A 19228-nucleotide genomic window follows, 5' to 3' on the forward strand; every position below is an offset into this window, starting at 1 on the left:
ATATATGATATGGCGTGCATATTTCATATTGTAGGTAAAAAAGATACTGGAAAGACAAGCATTATAGAGAATATCTTAAGGGAGATTAAGAAGGATAATTTTAAGGTAGCAGTGGTTAAACATTCTCATCATAAATTGGACTTAGCTGGAAAGGATACTCATAGATATAGAAACTCTGGATCTGATTTAATTCTATTTCAAGAAGGTGAAGAAGAGTCAGTTCTTTTTATGCCTACCGTATCTTCCCTTACCTTAATTACCCTTCTCCCAGTAGATATTATCCTTATTGAGGGTTTTTCGAATGTAGATATAGGTAAGAAATACGTTATTAATAGTGTAAATGAGATTGAAGCTGTAAGCAAACAACTCATAAACGATATAAAAAGGGAGTGTCAAAAGACGATTGGAGCTTTAAGATTAGATGACGTGAAAGTAGAAGTGACATCAGATAACGCTTTATTGCTAACTCTTTATAATTTGATGAAAGTATTAGGAGTTAAAAATGTCAGTTCAGATTAGTGGATCAGAGATTATATCGCTAGATCCTAATGCGTATGTAACAGACGCTTTATACTTCATGAGAAGAAATAATGTGAGAAGATTAGTAGTGAGTAATTCCAGCAATATAATAGGTATTTTTACGATTGAGAATGCAATTAGACAAATTTTAGAAAACAGATTAGAAGTTAGACTAAATGAATTAAAGTTAAAAAGACCGATATTTATCGAGAATAATGATGTTAAAAGTATAGTGAGAACAATGATTAACGAGAACTCGGATTTTGTAATATATGGGGGGAAATATATTATAACCGAGAAGGATGTTGTAAGGTCTTTCAACTGGAGTTCGGTAAAGGAAAATATAGAAAGTATTAGTAAAGACGCAATTGTAGTTCAACCCTTCACGAAGATCTTGACTTGTATAGAAATTATGCTTAAAAACAATATTAGGCACTTGCCAGTAGTTAATGGGATTGCACTAGGCATAATAAGCGCGAGGGATATAGCCTATTCTTATGACTCAATAACTGGAAATACGATAGTTGAAAAAATTATGAATGTAAATCTAGTTACTGCAGATGATAATAATGAGGTAAATGAAGCAGTTAATTTAATGATGGAGAGAAATGTTGGCAGTCTAATAATTAAAACTAGTGTTAAGAACAAGGTTAAAATTCTTACTAACAGAGATTTAATAAAGTTGATATTTAATTATATATTGTGATATTCTCTTGTCCTATTGATGGAAGTGATGTAAACGAGAAGTTAGAGTGCGAAAAGGGTCATAGATTTAATGTAATCGAAGATCAGATTTACGATTTCTTGTTAAAGGATATTGAGGTTGATAAATTATTAGCAAGAGTAATCCCAGTTTACGAAAGTGTATGGGCTCCATTAGGGTTACTATTCACTTCTGGTAAAACTTATGCGTCTTTTCTCAGAGCAATTGGAGGGTTTATAAATGGGGATTTAGTAGTTGATGTGGGAACTGGTACAGGTAAGATTTTTGATTTTCTGAATTGTAAGACTTGTATTGGTATTGACGTATCTTTAAGGTTTTTAACATATATGAAGAGAAAGAGACCTAAAGTGATAGCAGTAAGGGCTGATGCTAACAATCTACCTCTCAAATCCGGAATTGCTGATGGGATTTCTTCTACATTAGTTTTACACATGTTATCTAATCCATCTTTTGCCATAAGGGAAATGTCTAGAGTACTGAAATCTAATGGAAAATGTAGTATCGCGGTTTTAGCTAATGTGAATTCATTAATAGCTAAGATACTATCCAGATGGTGGAAAGTAAATTTAAGACATTACGATTACTACATTAATTTACTTCAAGAGAACTCCTTAAAAGTAGTTGAAAGGAAAGAATTAGGACCTTGGGAGGTAATAAATTGTATTAAGATCTCATAAACAAAGTTGCTGAAAGAGCAAGGAAACTTAGTCCATTAATAAGCTCTAATACTTTTTCAATAATTCCAGCAACTATAGGCGTATATGCCAAAATTAATACTCCAGACATAATAAATATGAAGAATACTCCTAGGAGAGCTGTATAGTAGAGCTCACCATCACCCGCTAATAATCTAAATAACTTCTCACTGCCAGTGGCTCCAAATACTATTCTCTCTATTCCAAATACAATTCCCAACATGTAAAACAGAATGGGACTTATCCCAAAAAATAGAGCTGATTGTAATTGTTCGCTATTTATTCCAGTCTTCATGATTAAAAATGCTGAGGTAATTAATAATACTACCCCTAAGGATATGCTTATTAACCTCTTTCTTATCTGCTTATTGACATGGGCCATCCCAAAACACCAACTAATTTTTCTCCCATTTCAATATCTAGTAACTCGCCTAAAAATATTCCCCCGAGTGCACCAACAAATAATCCAGCTAACCCACCAAGATAATAACCTGCGAGTGCACCTAAAGCTCCTCCTGCTACTTTGCCAAAATTTTGATTCTTTACCTCATATATCGTTGCAAAGTTATGATCCCCATATTTGCCATATTTAGATAAATAGTAAGATAGATCTAGAATTGCCTCCTTCACTTCACTTAAATCTTTACCCTTGAATAGAGTAATGTAATATTCTTCTCCTTTATCTTTTCTAAAATAAATCGGCGTAAAACCAGCCTGTCTTAATTCCCTAAATGACGCCCCATATCCTCCCTTAATCCTAAAAATGACTTTATACACAATAAATTATTTGATAAATTTTTATATTAATGTTTTGCTTGTTCGTAGTTAGAACCTTAGCTTTATTTTTGACTTAAGGATAAAGTTATATTGAAATGGGGTCCGAGCTACAAAAGTTTTATGCGATAGCTAAGGTATATGGTTTTGAGATAGAAACGAAATTACATGACCATATATCTGCAGCAGTCGATGAGGCTATTGATAAAATAAAGTTGACCTTACGAAAAGAGGGCATGAACGGAAAGACGGTAAGTGCATTAATAGAAGTTTTCGCTAAAGATGAAAGAGCTTCAAATCTAATTGAGAGTATAAAAGCGAGGATCGCCACATAATTCATATGGTTGAACTTTCAGAACCCTTAGAAAATTACTTGAAAGAGATGTATGAGATAGAGGAAATTAAGGGCAGTGCTAAAGTTTCAGAACTAATTTCTATTTTCAATATTTCCCCCGGAACAATAAGCAAAGCACTAAACAAATTAGAAAAATTAGGATTAATAGAAAGAACTAGCGATCGAAAAATAAAGTTAACTGAAGAGGGAAAGAGAATTGCAGAAAGATTAATTAGGTCTCATAGACTTAGCGAACGTTTGTTAACAGATATAATTGGACTTGATTGGATAAGAGCTCACGAGTTAGCTCATAGGCTAGAACACATTTGGCCAGATGATATATTGGAGAAAATAGATAAATTGCTTGGTTATCCTGCAACTTGTCCTCATGGCCATCCTATAGGAAATAGGAAAAAAGTAAATGGAAAGAAATTATCTGAAATAAATATTACTGGTAAATATAAGGTTGTGATGATTGTAAGGGAGGAAGAATGGGTTTTAAGAGAAGCCACACGACTGGGATTAAAACCCGGCACAGTACTTGAAGTTATTGAAAATAATGGCACTGATATAAAAATCAAAGTAGGAGAGAGAATAGAGGAAGTTAGTAAAGTACTTGGTGATCAGGTGTTGGTGGTTGGATGAATTAATGAAAAAAATCCTAATTCATATTTACAAATACGGCCCCGATAACCCTTGGTATATGGCGAGAAGACTTTTAGGAGAAAGTGGATGGGTGGCAAAATACGACGAGAATCGAGTAGAAGAGGCTTGTAAAAGATTAGAAGAAATGGGATACTTGATTAGATTTCAAGGCTCCCTAAAAAAATCTGTAACCTCGTCTATAAAGCCGTGGTTAAAAGTTAAAGCTAGAGAACTAAATCATAAGCCAAAGGGAATTTACTATGATCTAAGTAAAGAAGGAAAAAAGATTGCATCGTTACTATATAAGGAATATAAAAGGGAGAATGGATAATTATGGATATTGTTGAAAAGATTTTAGAGTATTCAAATCCCTATAATGTTTTGCAAGAGAAAGTTAAAATAAAGGATAATTCGCTTTTATTTAACAACGAAAATATCCCATTTAACAAACCTATACTGATTTCAGTAGGGAAGGCCTCTTTGCCCATGGCGCGATTCTTTAGCGAGAGGATTGAATTAAAGGCTAAATTAATAGTAACACCGAAGGGTACTAAAGGTAAAGAGAATAACGTTATAGAAGCTGGTCATCCCTTGCCAGATGAGAACAGTATAGAGGCTGGGAAAAAGATGATAGAGCTATTAACTACTGAGGACTACGATTTAGTTATATTTGCAATTTCTGGGGGTGCGTCAGCATTAGTTGAATATTCTGAAATATCCTTAGATGAGCTGAGAATGATTAATAAGATTCTTGTTACCTCTGGAATAGGAATTAATAAAATAAATATAGTAAGGAAGCATTTATCTAAGATAAAAGGGGGTAAGATACTAGAATATATAAAAGATAAAATCCCTGTAGTGTCATTTATTGTTAGTGATGTTCCAGGTAATGACATAAGTAGTATTGGAAGTGGTCTTACTAGTATTGATACCTCTACTAACGAGAATGCATTAGAAATTTTAAAAGATATAGGATTAGAAAGATACTCCAAGTATCTGACTGAGACCCCTAAGAGTGTCTCTAGAATCGTGAAAAATTACATAATTCTAGATAACATGGAGGTACTTAAGAAGGTCGCAAACATTCTGGACAACTCTTTCATTCTCACTTCTGAAATCAGAGGAGAGGCAAGAGATGTGGGAGCTATTATTGCTTCAATTTATAATTCGTCAGAGAACTATAATGTACCTTTAAGGAGACCTTACTATTTATTACTTGGTGGGGAGCCAGAAGTTACAATTCAAGGAAAGGCAGGGAAGGGTGGAAGAAATGGAGAGGTCTGCCTATCCTTCCTCAAATACGCTAAAAAAGGAAATAGATTTGAACTATTAGGTTTAGCTACTGATGGAGTTGACGGTAACTCAGAATATGCTGGTTGTAAAGTCACTTCTGACATGAAAATAGCAGAGGATGATATAGATACTGCATTAGAGACTCACAATAGTTATGGCTTGCTAGAAAATTATGGAGGGACTATAAAAACTGGCTATACTCACACTAACGTGAATAATATTTATGTGTTAAGGGCTCCTTGAGTTCTTATCTTCTTTTGTAACATTAATACTGCCCTAGCAACAGCTTCTGGCCTTATTGGACATCCAGGAACGTATAAATCAACTGGAATTCCAAGGTCTGAGGGAAGTACGGTATTATAAGAATTCCAGAAGATTCCTCCTTCGAGTATACAAGCTCCAAGGGCGATAACGAACTTCGGTTCTGGCATCTGGTCATATACAATTCTCGCTGCTCTACCCATTTTTCTGCTTAGTGTACCTTCTAGTATAAGTATATTCGATTGTCTAGCTGAGGAGAACGGCAGCATTCCATACCTTTCTGCATCAAATCTTGCGGCTGCAAAAGCTCCAAATTCTGTACCACAGCAAGATGTAGTAAAGTGAGGTGGCCAGAGAGAAAATGAAATACCCCAATCGATTATTGATTTTATTGGTTTCCTATTAATTAACCATTGAGCTGCCTTTTTGGCTACTTCATTTAAGTTACCAACTAAAATAGTCTGTTCTGTCATTGCTATACTCTATTTTATCATTCCCTTAAATAACTTTATTCAGAGATCACCTCACAAATCATCAAATCAATTTTCCCTAGCTCATCATCGACAAGTATATTTTCTTGTTAATCTTTAAAGTTAAAAATAATGACTGAAGTACTTAAGGTGGATCCATTATATCCGGAATTGGATAAAATAAAAAAGGCTGCCAGTGTAATAAAAGCAGGTGGCACTGTAGTCTTTCCTACAGAAACTGTTTATGGATTAGGCGCAAATGCATTAGATGCAGAAGCAGTGAAAAAGATATTTATCGCAAAAAATAGGCCTATGGATAATCCTCTCATAGTCCATATATCAAATATAGATCAGCTTTATGAGGTAGCTAAAGATATACCAGAAAAAATAATTAATATAGCTAAGATAGTGTGGCCGGGACCATTAACATTTGTCTTAAAGAAAACTGATAAAGTTCCTAAAGAGACTACTGGTGGATTAGATACAGTAGCGGTAAGAATGCCAGCTCATCCAGTTGCTTTAGCTTTGATAAATGAAAGTGGCGTAGCAATAGCAGCACCAAGTGCTAATTTAGCGACAAAACCTAGCCCTACTAAGGCAGAGCATGTGATTGATGATTTATTTGGAAAAGTAGATGTAGTATTAGATTCCGGAGAAACGTTTTTTGGCGTCGAATCAACGGTTATAAACGTTACTGTAGACCCTCCAGTACTTTTAAGGCCTGGCCCATTTAGTGTCGAAGAGCTGGAAAGGATATTTGGAAAGATCGTTATTCCAGAGCAAGCTAAAGGTACAGGTGAATTTAGCGTTGCCTTAGCTCCAGGGATGAAATATAAGCATTATGCGCCTACAAAAAAGTTATTAGTAGTTGAGAACAGAGGTATATTACGCGATGTTATCAAAGAATTACGAGAAAAGGGTTATAGGGTAGTTTTTTTATGTGCACATGAGGTCTGTAAGCAATTTCAAGAAGAAAAGATTGAAATAATAGAGCTTGGAAGCGAAAATAACCTCTATGAGATCTCTAGAAACTTGTTTGACAGCTTTAGAAAGTTGGATAAGTCCAATGCAGATATTGGAATTATTCATAGTGTTAGTGAGAGAGGAATAGGACTGGCGATAATGAATAGAACAAGAAAGGCATCTGGCTTCTCTTCAATTTATAGTATAAAGGATGTGTGGAAATATGTTGGTAATAAGACTCAATAAGGTTACATCTACACAAGATTTCGCAGAGGTTATTAGTAATATGTTATATGAAGATTTTTTGATAATTGCAGAGGAGCAAACTAAAGCAAGAGGAAGATTAGGGAGAAGTTGGTATTCTCCTAAAGGTGGGCTATGGTTTACTTATGTTAAAAAGAACTTTAGAACGGAAATGATTCAGTTATCTGGTTTGAAAGTTGCCGTTGCAGTTCTAGATGTTTTAAGAAAGTTTGTTGACGCAAAGATAAGATGGCCAAATGATATAGTGGTTCATGATAAGAAAATTACAGGCATCTTAATTGAGGCCAAGACTTATGAAGATAACATTAACTTGTCTGATCTCTTCATAGGTGTTGGTATAGATGTAGCAGTAAAGGAATTTCCAAGCGATGTAAATGCTACTTCTTTGTATTTAGAACTAAGAAAGGAAGTAGAACTAAGTATAGATGAGGTGATAACAAAAATAGATGAGTATCTAAACGTTGATAATAAAAAGGCGGTAGATATTGTGAATCAGTTTCTTTCGATCAAGGATAGAGACGTAATACTCAAAGGTGAAAATTGGGAAAAGAAGTGTAAAGCGTTATTTGTAGATTATATGGGGAGACTTATAACGGAATGTGGAATATATGAAGTTGATGATGTGCACAGAGTAGAAACTTTATGATATCGAAAGGTCACTTACTCTTAATTTTCCACTAACTATTTTCCCATAATTTTCTACATCCTTTGAAGAACTTACTAGATTTTTCAGAAGTTGTTTAATATTACCAGTAATCATGACTTCTTTCAACCCTGTCCTATTACCCTTTTCGTTTAACCAGCTCACATTTGCTATAAGGCTAAAATCACCAGAACTGTAGTCAATTGTATTTGCTCCTTCAAGTTGATCAACAACTACACTATTATCCTCTATATCCGATTCAACGTTATTATGCCTTATAACTATATTACTAGAACCAATTGAGGGAGGGATTGTATAAGATGGTACTATTGAGTCCAATTGTCTTGATGCTGAACTAGTATTTTCAATTGTTAATTTTACTGACCAGTAGGAATTTGTTAATGGCGATCTAACTTGCCCTTTATCGGTAATATTGACCACTTTTGAAGGATTTCCTTCATCATCAAAGGATCTACTAAAAGGCAGGGATGAATCTAACGGGTCATCAATAATTTCTAATCCTTCATTTATTATCTCTCCTAACTTAAATGGAGTAGCCCCCTTGTGGAAACTTCTTGCTGAAAATAGTTTTGGTAATGCCGTAGAAAGCAATTCGTTTAATGCCTTTTGAGTGAACACAACATCACGTTCTCCCTCAAGCCTCTCCCTGTTTTCCATTATTTTTATTTTTTCTAAGAGATTTTCTTTCAATTTATTGACAGGTATTTTAGGATCCTTAGAGACAAGAATTTCATAAACTTCTGGCGTGTTTTTACTAGCTACTGCTTGAACTAAATATACTCCTCGCTTCTCTCTAACCTCAACTCCCTCTGTATTGAATATAGAAACCTCATAATTTATTGCAGAAGCTGAAATAGTAGTTAAGTTTACGTTTTCCTCCAGTTCTCTTAGGCTTATCATTACATCTTTTATAACATCAAGGTTTACCTCGTAATCACTCATTTTGTTTATAGGTTGTTTCTGTGGTAACACATTCGCCTTATCTGGCTCTCCAAGTTTAGCTATTTTTAACGCTTGCTCTAATGCGTTTTGATCAAGCTTTTTCATATAAATATAACCCATTCTTGACTTATCGTCAATTACTCTTATTCCGTAACCAATTTTCTCAACGTTTTCTGGAACGTAGAATTTCTCTTTAGATATCGTATACTCCTTTACCTTCAAAGAGAAAATTTCTAGGGAAATTCCCATCAATTTTGCCCGTGAAATTAGCTTATCGTACATATCCCCCTACCTTCAAGCTCTTTATTCTTACGTGAGGACCCCCTTCACTAACATTGACTTCTTGTCCATTCTTTTCGCAATATCCAGCTGACATCCCGAAATCCTTTGAAATCATATCTATCATACTTAACGTAGTTAATGTATTTCCAGAAAACCCTATATTTCTTACCGGTTCTTTAATTTCCCCATTCTCTATTCTATAACCTTCTTGTATTGCAAATTGAAATGTTCCCTCACTACTAGTCTCTCCACCAGTTGCTGATCCCAAATAGTAACCTTCCCTAATTCCTTCAAATAGCTCACTTAACGTATTGTTACTGGGCTTCATGTAAATGTTCCTCATCCTAGACAGTGGAAAATCCCCATAGCTTTGAGTTCTTCCATTTCCCGTTGGTGGTTCCCCTAAATAGGCTGAATAATATCTATTAGTCATGAATTCCTTTAAAACACCTTTCTCTATAATTTTAACTTCTCTTCCCTCAACTCCCTCATCATCATAATACACTATTGTAGAGTTTGGATTATCAATACTAGGCACATCTGAAATGTTTAGGAAATCCTCCCCTATTTTCTTTCCCCTTAATTCATATAGTATTCCACTTATTGCGACATCTGCCTCACTTAAATGTCCTATAGCCTCATGTAAAAATACTCCAACCACTTCTGGGGCTAAAACAACTGGATATTCTCCCGCTTTAGGAGTTTTTCCCCTTAGTTGATTTTCAATTCTACGTGAAAGCTTCTCAAACACTTCGTTTATATCAAATACGTCAACTACATATCCCATGTGAGTCGTTAAATTCTCAGCAGTCTCAACTATTGTGTCACCCTCTCTAGCAATGACATATATGTTTAGGCTAGAAATGTTTTCATCTAATATTATTTCCCTATCCTCAGAACTATAATACTCCTTGTGGATGGTCTCGTCATAATAGTTTAAAGTATATGACCTTATGCTAGGGTGAAGGTTAGCTAATTGTTTTGCGATCTTATTTAAGTCTTCACTTATTTCCTCTTTTGATTTATTTACCTCCTTTCCAATCTTAATAGTATCATGTTTTGAAGGTAAATACACTATGTTAACTCTTTCATCGCCAAAAGCTGAATTTACTGCTTCTTCTACTGTACTGTTATCAATTCTATCACTTACCTTAAACCCCCAATTTCTATTGTATAATATTCTAATTGAATAACCCTCGTCATTACCAGAAGTTACATATTTTCTATTATCTGTAATTGTAAATTCATTACTTATTGTTTTTTCATATCTAATATCAACAAATGAAGCTCCTAGCTCCTCTGCCCTTTTAATGTACTTAAACATTATTACTTTAATACTTTATTTAGATATATAACATCGATGAGTGCTGAAAAGATAAGTATTTCCTTACCAAAGGAACTTTATAGAGAACTTGAGGACTTCATTACCCGAAAAGGTATACCAGATAGATCTAAAATATTTCAGATAGCTTTGAGAAATTACTTAGATGAGAATAGGGAAGGCACTGAGATAATTTATGGTATTATAAATCTGGTATACGATCATGAGGAAGCATCTGAAGCCTTAACCGAAATTCAACATGAGTACAAGGATAATATAATTTCCACATTACATTTGCACATTAATGAAAAGTTATGTATAGAAGCCATAGCTGTAAAGGGAGAGAAAAGTAAGCTTGTTGAGTTAAACAATAGGTTAGGTCAAATTAAGGGAATTCTTAAAGCCAGGCTACTAATATCTTTTCCTTATGAAAAGACTTAGTATTTCGGATGATGTCAGAAAGTTAGGGGTTTTTGTTGCAATGGCAGAGGTGAGTAATGTAGATGCTAGAGTCCCTCAACAAGCCTTGGATGATATGATTAAAAACGTTGAAGAAAAGTATCGTTCTCAAGACCCAGAGTATTTAAAAAATGATTCCGTAGTTAGGGCTTACAGGGATTTTTATTGGAGGATAGGAATAGATCCAACTAAAACTAGGCCAAGTGGCGAGGCTCTTAGAAGGAGATTAGTCAGGGGGAATAGACTTCCTAGAATTAATATAGTTGTTGATATAGGTAATATAGTGAGTGTTGAAACTTTAGTTCCCATAGGTTTATACGATAGTGATAAAGTAGTGGGTGATCTACATTTAGTAATGTCTAAAGGTAGTGAGGAGTTTTTAGGTTTAGGTAAAAAAACGGAAAAGTTAGATAAGGGAATACCAATACTAGTTGATGATGAAGGTAAGGTTCTTCACATATATCCCCATAGGGACTCGATCTTAACTAGTATAACTCCAGATGTTAAAAACGTTATTATAGTTGGTGCTGGAGTTCCCAATATCGATGAAAATCTAGTCAAATATGCGGTAGATCGCGTAGCAGATTTATTAGAAAAGATATGTAAAGGAAAGAGAGAGTATAATACTGTGGTGATTAAATGAAGTTACTTTTAATCGGATATGGAAATGTTGGAAGGGCATTTAGAAGACTGCTACATGAAAAGAGAAATAGTTATCCAATATTGCAAAATGTTGAGATAGCAGGGATACTAACTAGGCAGGGATTAATGGTTGGGGATAAGGAGAATTTCTCTCCAGATAAGCAAATAACTGTATTAGAAGCAATTGATTTCATAAACCCCGATGTTATTGTTGATATGTCTGCACCTAATTATAAAGATGGTGAGCCTTCAGTTAGCGCTTACATAAAGGCATTGTCAAGAAAAATTCACGTGATAACAGTAAATAAAGCACCATTAGCACTAAAGTTTAGGGAAATATTTGAAGTTGCTGAGAGAACTGGTGCTAAAATTGGATTCCAAGGAACTGTGATGAGTGGTACTCCTTCCATAAATCTCTTTAGGATTCAACCAGTAGCTGAGGTCTCTAGGATTAGGGGTATCCTTAATGGTACCACAAACTATATTTTGACTAGGATTTATGAAGGGTTAAGTTTTAATGAAGCCTTGAAAGAAGCTAAAGAAAAAGGTTATGCAGAGGAAGACCCAACTTTAGATCTTAATGGATTTGATGCTGCAGCTAAACTGACAATTTTATCAAATTTTATTATGAACAGAAGCATAAGACTAGGTGACTTCAAGTTCAAGGGAATAACTGAGATTAGTAATGAAGAGATTAGAAGAGCTAAAAGTGAAGGTAAGAAAATAAAATTAATAGCCTATGCGGATAACTATATAATACAAGTATCTCCTCAAATTATAGGTCCACAAGATCCATTATATTATATAGACGGAGTTGAAAACGCTCTAGAAATTCAAAATGAAATACAGAGGATTATTATTAGAGGTCCAGGGGCAGGTCCAGCAAATGCTGCATATGGTGCTCTTACAGATTTGGTGTTATTATTGGAAGGATGTTTATGACAATTTTTTTATTCTTATAATACAATTGTAACTTGATGAGTTTACAGCAGAAAATAAAGGCTTATTTAAAGTTGGGTAAACTTGGTGTAGTAAGCTTACTTGATTTAGCAGCAGTTGCTGGGGCTTTTTTAGCTTACAAACATGGCATTTCACTTTTACCAATAATTCCTATGTTCATTGGAGGTACTTTAGCGTCGATGGGAGCTATGATAATTAATAGTGGGATTGAAATAGATAGAGATAAAGTAATGTCTAGAACGTCAAAGAGACCTACAGTAGTTGGCTATGTCAATAGGAAGGAAGCTATAATAGTTGGTTCACTTCTAGCAATTTTAGGTACGGCGTTAGGTTTTATAGACAATATTTTGACTGCTTTCTTTATAGCATTAGGTGTGGTAATATATGTATTCGTATATACAATCTTATTGAAGCCTAGGACTTGGCTAAATATAGTGATAGGTGGATTTGCTGGCAGCGCTGCAGCTTGGGCTGGTTATACATCCTTAACAAATTCTTTAACTTTAGAAGGATTTCTTTTAGGTTTTCTAATATTTATGTGGACTCCTGGCCATTTCTGGTCGTTGGCATTGAAGTATAGAGAAGATTACGTTAACGCGCATTATCCCATGCTGCCTGCTGTGGTTGGAATAACGGCTTCTGCAAGGGCAATAGCAATTTCTAATGCCTTAATGATTCCCATTGTACTTTTGCTAGGATACTATATTAATCTAATAGCGCTTATAGCATTTTCCATTTTAAGTGCATTTCTAATGTTTCTTTCTTATAGGTTAATACTTAATCCAACTAAAGAAGAAGCAATGAAATCGTTTATATTTTCAAACATTTACCTAATGCTAATACTTTTAATTATGATAATAGTTAAACTAATATGAAATATCTATTACCATGTCTGCTATTTTCTTAGACGAGATTACAATTCTAATATCAATATCCCCACATTTTCTCCTTATTACTAACTTGTCCTCATTTTGATAAGACACTTTTAATCCCGAGCAGTTTGCCACTGCGGATAATTTATAATGGTAATAGGGGTTTCTAATTTTATTCAGCGCTTTATTAAATACATAATTAAACAATTCATGTGGATCATGAGAAGTCATGTTAATTGGTATTTTAAATTTTATCTCAATGTAATCCTCACTGTAATTGACTGAAATGTTATTCCTAGTTAAGAGAAATAAAATTGGCAACGGCAAAATTGCTGGGATTGGTATAAGATAATCCGCATATTTTGGAATTATGTTTATAAATAAATAATAGGTGGTAGCTAAAGTGACTGGTAAGCCTATCATCACATATTTAATTACTTCCTTTAAGTCTCCATATCTTCTACTCATAATAAATGATGTAATGCTAGTTCCTATAATCGGTGGTATTGCTGATATTATTGATATTATTGTATCTCTTCTAGTCACATGTACTATTACTACTTATAGCTTAAAAAGATAAATATTGCAATGCATCATATTCTTTGAGGGTTTCTATTAATGGAGACTATACTTGTAAGAGAAGAACCCCCAATAGAGTGGATAATATTAAATAGACCAGATAAGCTAAATTCAATTAATGTAAAGATGCTCGATGAAATTGGAAGTGTATTAAGGCAAATTGTAAATAATGATAAAATTAAGGTTATCATATTTACGGGTTCTGGAAAGGCCTTTTCAGCCGGGGCTGATATCTCTCAGTTTAAAGAATTGGACCCAGTTAAAGCGTGGGAATTTGCTACAAAGGGAAGAGAATTAATGGACTATATAGAGAGGTATCCTAAGCCTACTATAGCCATGATAAATGGATATGCATTAGGCGGAGGTTTAGAACTGGCATTGAGTTGTGATCTTAGAATTGCTTCCCAAAATGTAGAACTAGGATTGCCGGAAATCAATTTAGGAATCTATCCGGGGTTCGGTGGTACTCAGAGATTAGTTAGGCTAATTGGAAAAGGGAGGGCGTTAGAAATTATTATGTTAGGTGATAGGATAAAAGCGGATTATGCGGAGAGAATTGGTCTTGTAAATAGAGTCGTAGAATCTTCCTCACTTGAAAAAGAAGTAAGGGAGTTAGCTTTAAAACTTGCAGAAAAACCACAAACGGCTATAAGATTAATTAAGACTGTAGTAAATTACGGTAATGATGGTCCAATACTTAGTGGTTTAACGTTAGAAAGCTTAGGGTGGGGTATTGCGTTCGCTACAGAGGAAGAGAAGAAAAGAGTTGATGAGTTCCTTTCAAAGAGGTCTAAATAAATACTGGCTCAAATCTTTCCTTAAATGCGTGTCTAGATAGCTTTCCTTTTATAGGTAACTTATATCCACAGAATTTACACCTCATATCCTCAGTTAGATGCCATTCTAGAATATCGAAACTATATCTTCTTATTACTAAATTACCGCAGTTTGGGCAATACGTATTTTCATATGGATGTCCAGGGACATTTCCTATGTAAACGAATTTGAAACCTAGTTCCTTTGCTAATTTATAATGTCTCTCTAAGGTCTCAACTGGAGTCCATGGTAAGTAATTTAACTTATAGTCAGGGTGGAATCTTAAGAAATGGATTGGTATGTCTGTGCCTAATTGATCGTACAATTTAGTTAAAAGTTGTTTTGCGGCTTCTATATCATCCCCTATTTGAGGTATTATCAAGTCTGTAATTTCCACGTGAATCCCCTTTTTAGATAACTCACTAGCAGTTTCAATAATGGGTTCTGCAGATGTAGCGCCAGTATATCTTCTTAAAAATTTCTGTTCTCCATTTCCCTTAAAGTCAATTGTAACAGCATCTAAAAAGTCCCTTACATAATCCACAAGATTAGGTGTCCAATATCCATTTGATACCATAGTATTAAATAGACCGTGTTTCTTGGCTACTATACCCACGTCATGAGCAAATTCTGCGAATATTGCCGGTTCATTATAAGTATACGTCATTCCATCTACATCGTATCCCATGGCTAGTTCAACGATCTCTTCTGGTGATAGCTCTACTCCCTCCGCCTTACGCCTCTGGCTTATATCGTAATTCTGGCAATACATACACATCCAGTTACATCCATATGTGGAAAACGAGAAAACCTTTGATCCTGGGTTAAAGTGAACTAAAGGTTTCTTCTCTATAGGGTCTATATGAGCAGCAGCTATTTTACCATAAACATCAAGGTGTAATTTTCCATTTCTAACAGATCTCACGCCACAGAATCCCGTTTGCTCTTCACCTATTAAGCACTTTCTAGCGCAAGCCAAACAACGAATTCTACTATCCTCTTTTTTATATAATACTGCTTCTTTAGTCATACGTTATACTATTTCTCTTCAGAGGTAAAAAATATTTTGTATTAGATGGAGTATAATGTAAATGATGAGTAGGGTTTTATTGTTCTACAGGAGGGGAATATTTAACGATGACCTAAAGAAATTTCTGAGGATTAATAATATTAATGTGGTAGACGTTAGGATAGGGAAATATATCGAGGTAGATATAATAGATGATCCTAAAAAAGTCATATCCTTAATTGGCGAACCATTATTTATGGTTACCGAGATCAATGGCACATTTAAACAGTTATTTTACGACATGAGATTTTGGGAATGTCATGAGATTTTAGAAGAAAAATGGAGAAAAGCAGAAAATAAATACGAGAAAAATTTTTTGCAATCAATAATTTTGCTTTGTGCCTCCTTAATTAAGTATCTAAAAGGTGAAGTTGACGTCTCTAACATGTTGATGGAAAAAGCTTTATCTCTTATATCCGATCTTCCTCAAGAACTCCTTCCTCTCTTGTATATCAGCCTCGGACTCAACACCTAATGGGGTGTATCCATCTACTACACCAATTATGCCTCTTCCTTGATCGGTTTCAGCTACTATAACTTGTAATGGATTAGCTGTAGCTGCGAATATTCTAACAACTTCCTCTACGTTTTTTATTCTATTTAGCACGTTAATTGGATACCCATTCTTTAGATAGATTACAAAAACGTGGCCTGCACCTATTTTCTTTACATTCTCAATTGCAAGCTTAATTAGTTCTTGATCATTTCCATCATATCTTACAAGTCTTTTACTGCTTGCTTCATTGAACGCTATACCAAACTTTAAATTAGGACTACTTGACGATAGGGTTTCATATAAGTCTTCGACTGTTTTAATAAAGTGAGATTGGCCTATAATTACGTTAGTCCCTTCTGGTATATCTATTCTTACAACATCTATTTTTACGCTCATCAATAATATAAAAGAAGGGAATTAAAATAAATTTTTATCAGTGAAGGACCACTACATCATTCTCCTCAGTTGTACTCCCGTAATCCTCATCCACTATTTAAATAGGCATACTTTATTATAACCTCTTCGTTTTGATTTAAGTTAACTATATAGGTTAAATGCAATTGCGTTACTAAAATCTTATACTGCCCTGCTGGTAAACTAAAAGATGCTATCCCTTGAGAGTTGGTGAAATTATAAGTATAGAATGAATACGTAGTTCCATTATATTTATAAATCCAAATCACTGCATTGGGCAGAGGAGACTCTCCGCCAAATAGTCCATAATTCATTATTACGTTAACTTTCAATGTGTACGTTCCATCTGTTTGCTGACCGCCTATTACTATTGTATTAATTTCTGTTCTATATTTATGTCCCTCGTAAACTCCTATAGCCATTACTATTATTACCAATACTGCTAACGCTAAGAGAATCTGTCTATTCATCAAAAGCACTGCATTAATCTAATATAAAAGTTCAATCCTAATTTGGAATGTGGCAAGTAAGTTATATGAAGCATTAAAATACGTGGTAAAATATGAATTAAAATCTTCAATTAGGCGCTACATAGTATTAGGTGCATTCGACGGTATTCTACTAAGCTTATCGATTTTGTTGGCTGGTGTGATCTCACACATTAATCTAACCAGTATTTCCTTATCGATATATAGTGGGATAATAGCTACTGCAATTTCATCAACATGGAATGCCATGGTTGTAGAATTAGGGGAGAAAAAAACTGAATTGGAGAAAATAGAGAAGCAAGTTCTGAAGAGCCTAAAAGGTACTATATATGATTATAGCGCGAAGATAGCCGCAGTCTTAGCTGCTATTGCTCATGGCATTTCTCCATTTGTTGGATTGTTAGTATTTTACTCTTATGTTTATTCTCATGATACCATGCTATCTTTAAGTGTAGGAATGTTAAGTTTAGCAGTTTTGGGTTTGCTTTATGGTGAGGGAATTAAAGCAAAGATATACACAATGGTTCAGCTAATAGTGGCGGGAATTATTACTGCATTAATTACACTATTAGTTATAAAATAGAAACACATTCTATCTATTATTGTCCTTTAAATCTTATAATTATTTTATAATGTCTGTTTTATAATAGTCATCTTTTTAAGCAGTTTAAGCACAATCATCATATGGAAGTTTTAAAAAGAGTTGACAAGCAAGATGTATTTAGAAAAGAAATAGAAGAATTAGCGAAGCAAATTGAACAAGATGATTTAAAAGTCGTAACGTTTATGGAGTATACAACTCCTCCGGAAAAGATTAAACCAAAGCTGATAAAATTTGAGAAAGTGCTGCCTCTATTAGAGAGGATCGCAGAGTCAGGGAAGATACAAGAGGGTGTAGCCAAAATAATGTTCTTCTCTCCCTCTACCGGTAGAAACAAGGGACTGACACCTACAATGATGGCGGGGTTTCAATTAATTAAACCTGGAGTTTCAACTAAACCCCACTCTCATAATATGGCATCAATATATTTGGTATTTAAGGGTCAAGGATACTCAGTTATTGGAAATGATAAGATACAGTGGAAGGCCGGTGACGTTTTCGTAGTACCTGCAAATGAAATTCACTACCATGTTAACACTGGAGATGAGGATTGTGTTCTATTTGACGTAACAGACTCTGGGTTGCTTGAGGGTTTAGGAATATTAGAATTTAGGGAGTAAAGTGAAGAAAAAGGATTAATTGTGATTACCTTTTTTCCCCAAATACTGCTTTATAGACTCTTACTAAGGTCTCATCTCTCCATCTCGATAAATCTTGAAAACTCTTTCCTTTTATAAATTCATATTCTTTCATTTGATCCACAATTTTCTTAACTGCAGTATAAGGGAACTTGTCCCACTTTGCTAGAGTATACATCCACTCATTTACACCATATCCGAATCCTTTACTAAAGAAGTATTCAATCCCTCCTTCTCCTCCGCCTAAATGATAAGTTAAGAATGGTCCCATAAATGCCCATCTTAGACCTATGGCAGCCGTCATTACTTTATCTATATCTTCGACTGTAGCAACTCCTTCATCAATTAAATTTACTGCTTCTCTAAATAAGGCAAAGGCCAATCTATTTCCTATAAATCCTGGAACTTCCTTCTTTAGTACAACTACTACCCTATCTAATTTTTCCATGAAGTCTTTGGTAACATCTAATGTATCCTTTGATGTTTTATCGCCCGGTACTATCTCAACTAAGGGTAACAGATGTGGAGGATTCCATGGATGAGCGATCACTCCTCTATCTGGATATCTCATCATGGCTTTTTGTATTTCCGTCATTAATAAACCAGAAGTACTACTTGCAATTATTATGTCTCGAGGTAATTTACTGTCAAGATAATTGAATAGATTCTTCTTAGCACCATAATCCTCAATTATAGCTTCTATTACAAAGTCAACATTTTGAATCGCCTCATCAATTTTCGTAGTTCCAGTTAGATTTCTTTGATAGTCTATTGGTTCTCCATTTATCATTCTTAGATTTTTCAAGTTAACTAAATAGGCTGATACTTTGGCTAAACCCTTTTCTAAGGTCTCCTTCTTTTCTGTATACAAATTTACTTTATAACCTTTGGTTAGTAAAAGGGTCGTCCAACCTACGCCAATTATACCTGCTCCTACTACGGCCACCTTATTAATGGATTTCATATGTATAAACATGTTTAAGAAGTATAAGTAAGTTTCTTCTAATGGATAGAGTTAAAAGTGAGAATATGATTGAAGTTAT

Annotated in this window: 27 protein-coding genes; 17 read left to right on the forward strand and 10 right to left on the reverse strand. The window is 34.4% G+C overall.

Annotation, left to right across the window (positions count from 1 at the left end):
- Window positions 1-9 precede the first annotated feature (9 nt).
- Genes mobB through J5U23_RS13225 form a run of 3 tightly spaced genes read left to right on the forward strand, consistent with a single transcriptional unit; the run spans window position 10 to window position 1920 of the window.
- Window positions 10-519 carry a molybdopterin-guanine dinucleotide biosynthesis protein B gene (gene mobB, locus J5U23_RS13215; protein WP_218266391.1) on the forward strand — a complete coding sequence of 170 codons (510 nt, stop codon included), beginning with the start codon at window positions 10-12 and terminating at the stop codon, window positions 517-519.
- Window positions 503-1225 (forward strand): CBS domain-containing protein, encoded by a 723-nt coding sequence (locus J5U23_RS13220; RefSeq protein WP_218266392.1) that lies wholly within the window; start codon window positions 503-505, stop codon window positions 1223-1225. The genes mobB and J5U23_RS13220 overlap by 17 nt, the downstream gene beginning before the upstream one ends.
- A complete protein-coding gene (locus tag J5U23_RS13225) occupies window positions 1222-1920 on the forward strand; it encodes a class I SAM-dependent methyltransferase (RefSeq protein WP_218266393.1) in 699 nt (232 codons plus the stop codon). Before J5U23_RS13220 ends, J5U23_RS13225 begins: the two co-directional genes overlap by 4 nt.
- Here the strand turns inward: J5U23_RS13225 and J5U23_RS13230 are convergent.
- A complete protein-coding gene (locus J5U23_RS13230) occupies window positions 1907-2320 on the reverse strand; it encodes a hypothetical protein (protein ID WP_218258605.1) in 414 nt (137 codons plus the stop codon). The two genes, J5U23_RS13225 and J5U23_RS13230, sit on opposite strands and share 14 nt — an antisense overlap.
- On the reverse strand, window positions 2296-2715 hold the full coding sequence (locus tag J5U23_RS13235; RefSeq protein WP_218258606.1) for a hypothetical protein: 420 nt from the start codon (window positions 2713-2715) through the stop codon (window positions 2296-2298). Before J5U23_RS13235 ends, J5U23_RS13230 begins: the two co-directional genes overlap by 25 nt.
- Before the next feature lie 95 nt (window positions 2716-2810).
- Here J5U23_RS13235 and J5U23_RS13240 point away from each other — a divergent pair, with 95 nt between their 5' ends.
- The 4 genes from J5U23_RS13240 to J5U23_RS13255 are packed head-to-tail and all read left to right on the forward strand — an operon-like array spanning window position 2811 to window position 5227.
- Complete coding sequence (locus J5U23_RS13240; protein WP_218258607.1) at window positions 2811-3047, forward strand: hypothetical protein; 237 nt, start codon at window positions 2811-2813, stop codon at window positions 3045-3047.
- A gap of 5 nt (window positions 3048-3052) precedes the next feature.
- Window positions 3053-3691 carry a metal-dependent transcriptional regulator gene (locus J5U23_RS13245; RefSeq protein ID WP_218258608.1) on the forward strand — a complete coding sequence of 213 codons (639 nt, stop codon included), beginning with the start codon at window positions 3053-3055 and terminating at the stop codon, window positions 3689-3691.
- Window positions 3684-4022, forward strand: a complete 339-nt coding sequence (locus tag J5U23_RS13250) for a hypothetical protein (RefSeq protein ID WP_218258609.1) — start codon at window positions 3684-3686, stop codon at window positions 4020-4022. The genes J5U23_RS13245 and J5U23_RS13250 overlap by 8 nt, the downstream gene beginning before the upstream one ends.
- 2 nt (window positions 4023-4024) lie before the next feature.
- Complete coding sequence (locus J5U23_RS13255; RefSeq protein ID WP_218266394.1) at window positions 4025-5227, forward strand: glycerate 2-kinase; 1203 nt, start codon at window positions 4025-4027, stop codon at window positions 5225-5227.
- Here the strand turns inward: J5U23_RS13255 and J5U23_RS13260 are convergent.
- Window positions 5206-5718: an NADH-quinone oxidoreductase subunit B gene (locus J5U23_RS13260; protein ID WP_012711468.1), complete on the reverse strand. Its 513-nt coding sequence runs from the start codon at window positions 5716-5718 to the stop codon at window positions 5206-5208. The two genes, J5U23_RS13255 and J5U23_RS13260, sit on opposite strands and share 22 nt — an antisense overlap.
- Before the next feature lie 129 nt (window positions 5719-5847).
- On the opposite strand from J5U23_RS13260, the gene J5U23_RS13265 reads away from it, so the two are divergent.
- Together J5U23_RS13265 and J5U23_RS13270 are read left to right on the forward strand one after the other, a co-directional pair.
- Window positions 5848-6924 carry an L-threonylcarbamoyladenylate synthase gene (locus J5U23_RS13265; RefSeq protein ID WP_218266395.1) on the forward strand — a complete coding sequence of 359 codons (1077 nt, stop codon included), beginning with the start codon at window positions 5848-5850 and terminating at the stop codon, window positions 6922-6924.
- Window positions 6902-7588, forward strand: coding sequence for a biotin--[acetyl-CoA-carboxylase] ligase (locus J5U23_RS13270; RefSeq protein WP_218266396.1), 687 nt, complete (start codon window positions 6902-6904; stop codon window positions 7586-7588). Before J5U23_RS13265 ends, J5U23_RS13270 begins: the two co-directional genes overlap by 23 nt.
- Here the strand turns inward: J5U23_RS13270 and J5U23_RS13275 are convergent.
- Window positions 7583-8830: a TldD/PmbA family protein gene (locus tag J5U23_RS13275; protein WP_218266397.1), complete on the reverse strand. Its 1248-nt coding sequence runs from the start codon at window positions 8828-8830 to the stop codon at window positions 7583-7585. The genes J5U23_RS13270 and J5U23_RS13275 overlap by 6 nt on opposite strands.
- Entirely contained in the window at window positions 8820-10157 is a 1338-nt protein-coding gene (tldD, locus tag J5U23_RS13280; RefSeq protein WP_218267552.1) for a zinc metalloprotease TldD, read from the reverse strand. Before tldD ends, J5U23_RS13275 begins: the two co-directional genes overlap by 11 nt.
- A 33-nt stretch (window positions 10158-10190) precedes the next feature.
- Between tldD and J5U23_RS13285 the strand changes: the two genes are divergently transcribed.
- The 4 genes from J5U23_RS13285 to cyoE are packed head-to-tail and all read left to right on the forward strand — an operon-like array spanning window position 10191 to window position 13087.
- Window positions 10191-10592: a CopG family ribbon-helix-helix protein gene (locus J5U23_RS13285; protein ID WP_218258614.1), complete on the forward strand. Its 402-nt coding sequence runs from the start codon at window positions 10191-10193 to the stop codon at window positions 10590-10592.
- Window positions 10579-11253 carry a B3/B4 domain-containing protein gene (locus tag J5U23_RS13290; RefSeq protein ID WP_218258615.1) on the forward strand — a complete coding sequence of 225 codons (675 nt, stop codon included), beginning with the start codon at window positions 10579-10581 and terminating at the stop codon, window positions 11251-11253. The genes J5U23_RS13285 and J5U23_RS13290 overlap by 14 nt, the downstream gene beginning before the upstream one ends.
- Window positions 11250-12194 carry a homoserine dehydrogenase gene (locus J5U23_RS13295; RefSeq protein ID WP_218266398.1) on the forward strand — a complete coding sequence of 315 codons (945 nt, stop codon included), beginning with the start codon at window positions 11250-11252 and terminating at the stop codon, window positions 12192-12194. The genes J5U23_RS13290 and J5U23_RS13295 overlap by 4 nt, the downstream gene beginning before the upstream one ends.
- Before the next feature lie 35 nt (window positions 12195-12229).
- Window positions 12230-13087 carry a heme o synthase gene (cyoE, locus tag J5U23_RS13300; RefSeq protein ID WP_218266399.1) on the forward strand — a complete coding sequence of 286 codons (858 nt, stop codon included), beginning with the start codon at window positions 12230-12232 and terminating at the stop codon, window positions 13085-13087.
- Here cyoE and J5U23_RS13305 read toward each other — a convergent pair.
- A complete protein-coding gene (locus J5U23_RS13305) occupies window positions 13079-13630 on the reverse strand; it encodes a hypothetical protein (RefSeq protein WP_218258618.1) in 552 nt (183 codons plus the stop codon). The genes cyoE and J5U23_RS13305 overlap by 9 nt on opposite strands.
- Before the next feature lie 72 nt (window positions 13631-13702).
- On the opposite strand from J5U23_RS13305, the gene J5U23_RS13310 reads away from it, so the two are divergent.
- Window positions 13703-14461 (forward strand): enoyl-CoA hydratase/isomerase family protein, encoded by a 759-nt coding sequence (locus J5U23_RS13310; RefSeq protein ID WP_218258619.1) that lies wholly within the window; start codon window positions 13703-13705, stop codon window positions 14459-14461.
- Here the strand turns inward: J5U23_RS13310 and amrS are convergent.
- Window positions 14454-15509: an AmmeMemoRadiSam system radical SAM enzyme gene (gene amrS / locus J5U23_RS13315; protein WP_218266400.1), complete on the reverse strand. Its 1056-nt coding sequence runs from the start codon at window positions 15507-15509 to the stop codon at window positions 14454-14456. The genes J5U23_RS13310 and amrS overlap by 8 nt on opposite strands.
- 61 nt (window positions 15510-15570) lie before the next feature.
- Between amrS and J5U23_RS13320 the strand changes: the two genes are divergently transcribed.
- Window positions 15571-16023, forward strand: coding sequence for a DUF309 domain-containing protein (locus J5U23_RS13320; RefSeq protein WP_218266401.1), 453 nt, complete (start codon window positions 15571-15573; stop codon window positions 16021-16023).
- Here the strand turns inward: J5U23_RS13320 and J5U23_RS13325 are convergent.
- Both J5U23_RS13325 and J5U23_RS13330 read right to left on the reverse strand, forming a co-directional pair.
- Window positions 15952-16440: an adenosine-specific kinase gene (locus J5U23_RS13325; RefSeq protein WP_012711481.1), complete on the reverse strand. Its 489-nt coding sequence runs from the start codon at window positions 16438-16440 to the stop codon at window positions 15952-15954. The genes J5U23_RS13320 and J5U23_RS13325 overlap by 72 nt on opposite strands.
- A gap of 86 nt (window positions 16441-16526) precedes the next feature.
- Entirely contained in the window at window positions 16527-16928 is a 402-nt protein-coding gene (locus J5U23_RS13330) for a hypothetical protein (RefSeq protein WP_218258622.1), read from the reverse strand.
- A 49-nt stretch (window positions 16929-16977) separates the two neighbouring features.
- Here J5U23_RS13330 and J5U23_RS13335 point away from each other — a divergent pair, with 49 nt between their 5' ends.
- A complete protein-coding gene (locus tag J5U23_RS13335) occupies window positions 16978-17529 on the forward strand; it encodes a VIT1/CCC1 transporter family protein (protein ID WP_218258623.1) in 552 nt (183 codons plus the stop codon).
- A 101-nt stretch (window positions 17530-17630) separates the two neighbouring features.
- A complete protein-coding gene (locus J5U23_RS13340) occupies window positions 17631-18167 on the forward strand; it encodes a cupin domain-containing protein (protein ID WP_218258624.1) in 537 nt (178 codons plus the stop codon).
- Between the two features lie 25 nt (window positions 18168-18192).
- On the opposite strand, the gene J5U23_RS13345 is transcribed toward J5U23_RS13340, so the two are convergent.
- The gene (locus tag J5U23_RS13345; protein WP_218266402.1) at window positions 18193-19161 is read right to left on the reverse strand and encodes a 3-hydroxyacyl-CoA dehydrogenase family protein; all 969 of its coding nucleotides are present in this window, start codon (window positions 19159-19161) and stop codon (window positions 18193-18195) included.
- Window positions 19162-19228: the final 67 nt, after the last annotated feature.

Source organism: Saccharolobus shibatae B12, from assembly GCF_019175345.1.
GTDB classification, from domain to species: Archaea; Thermoproteota; Thermoprotei_A; order Sulfolobales; family Sulfolobaceae; genus Saccharolobus; species Saccharolobus shibatae.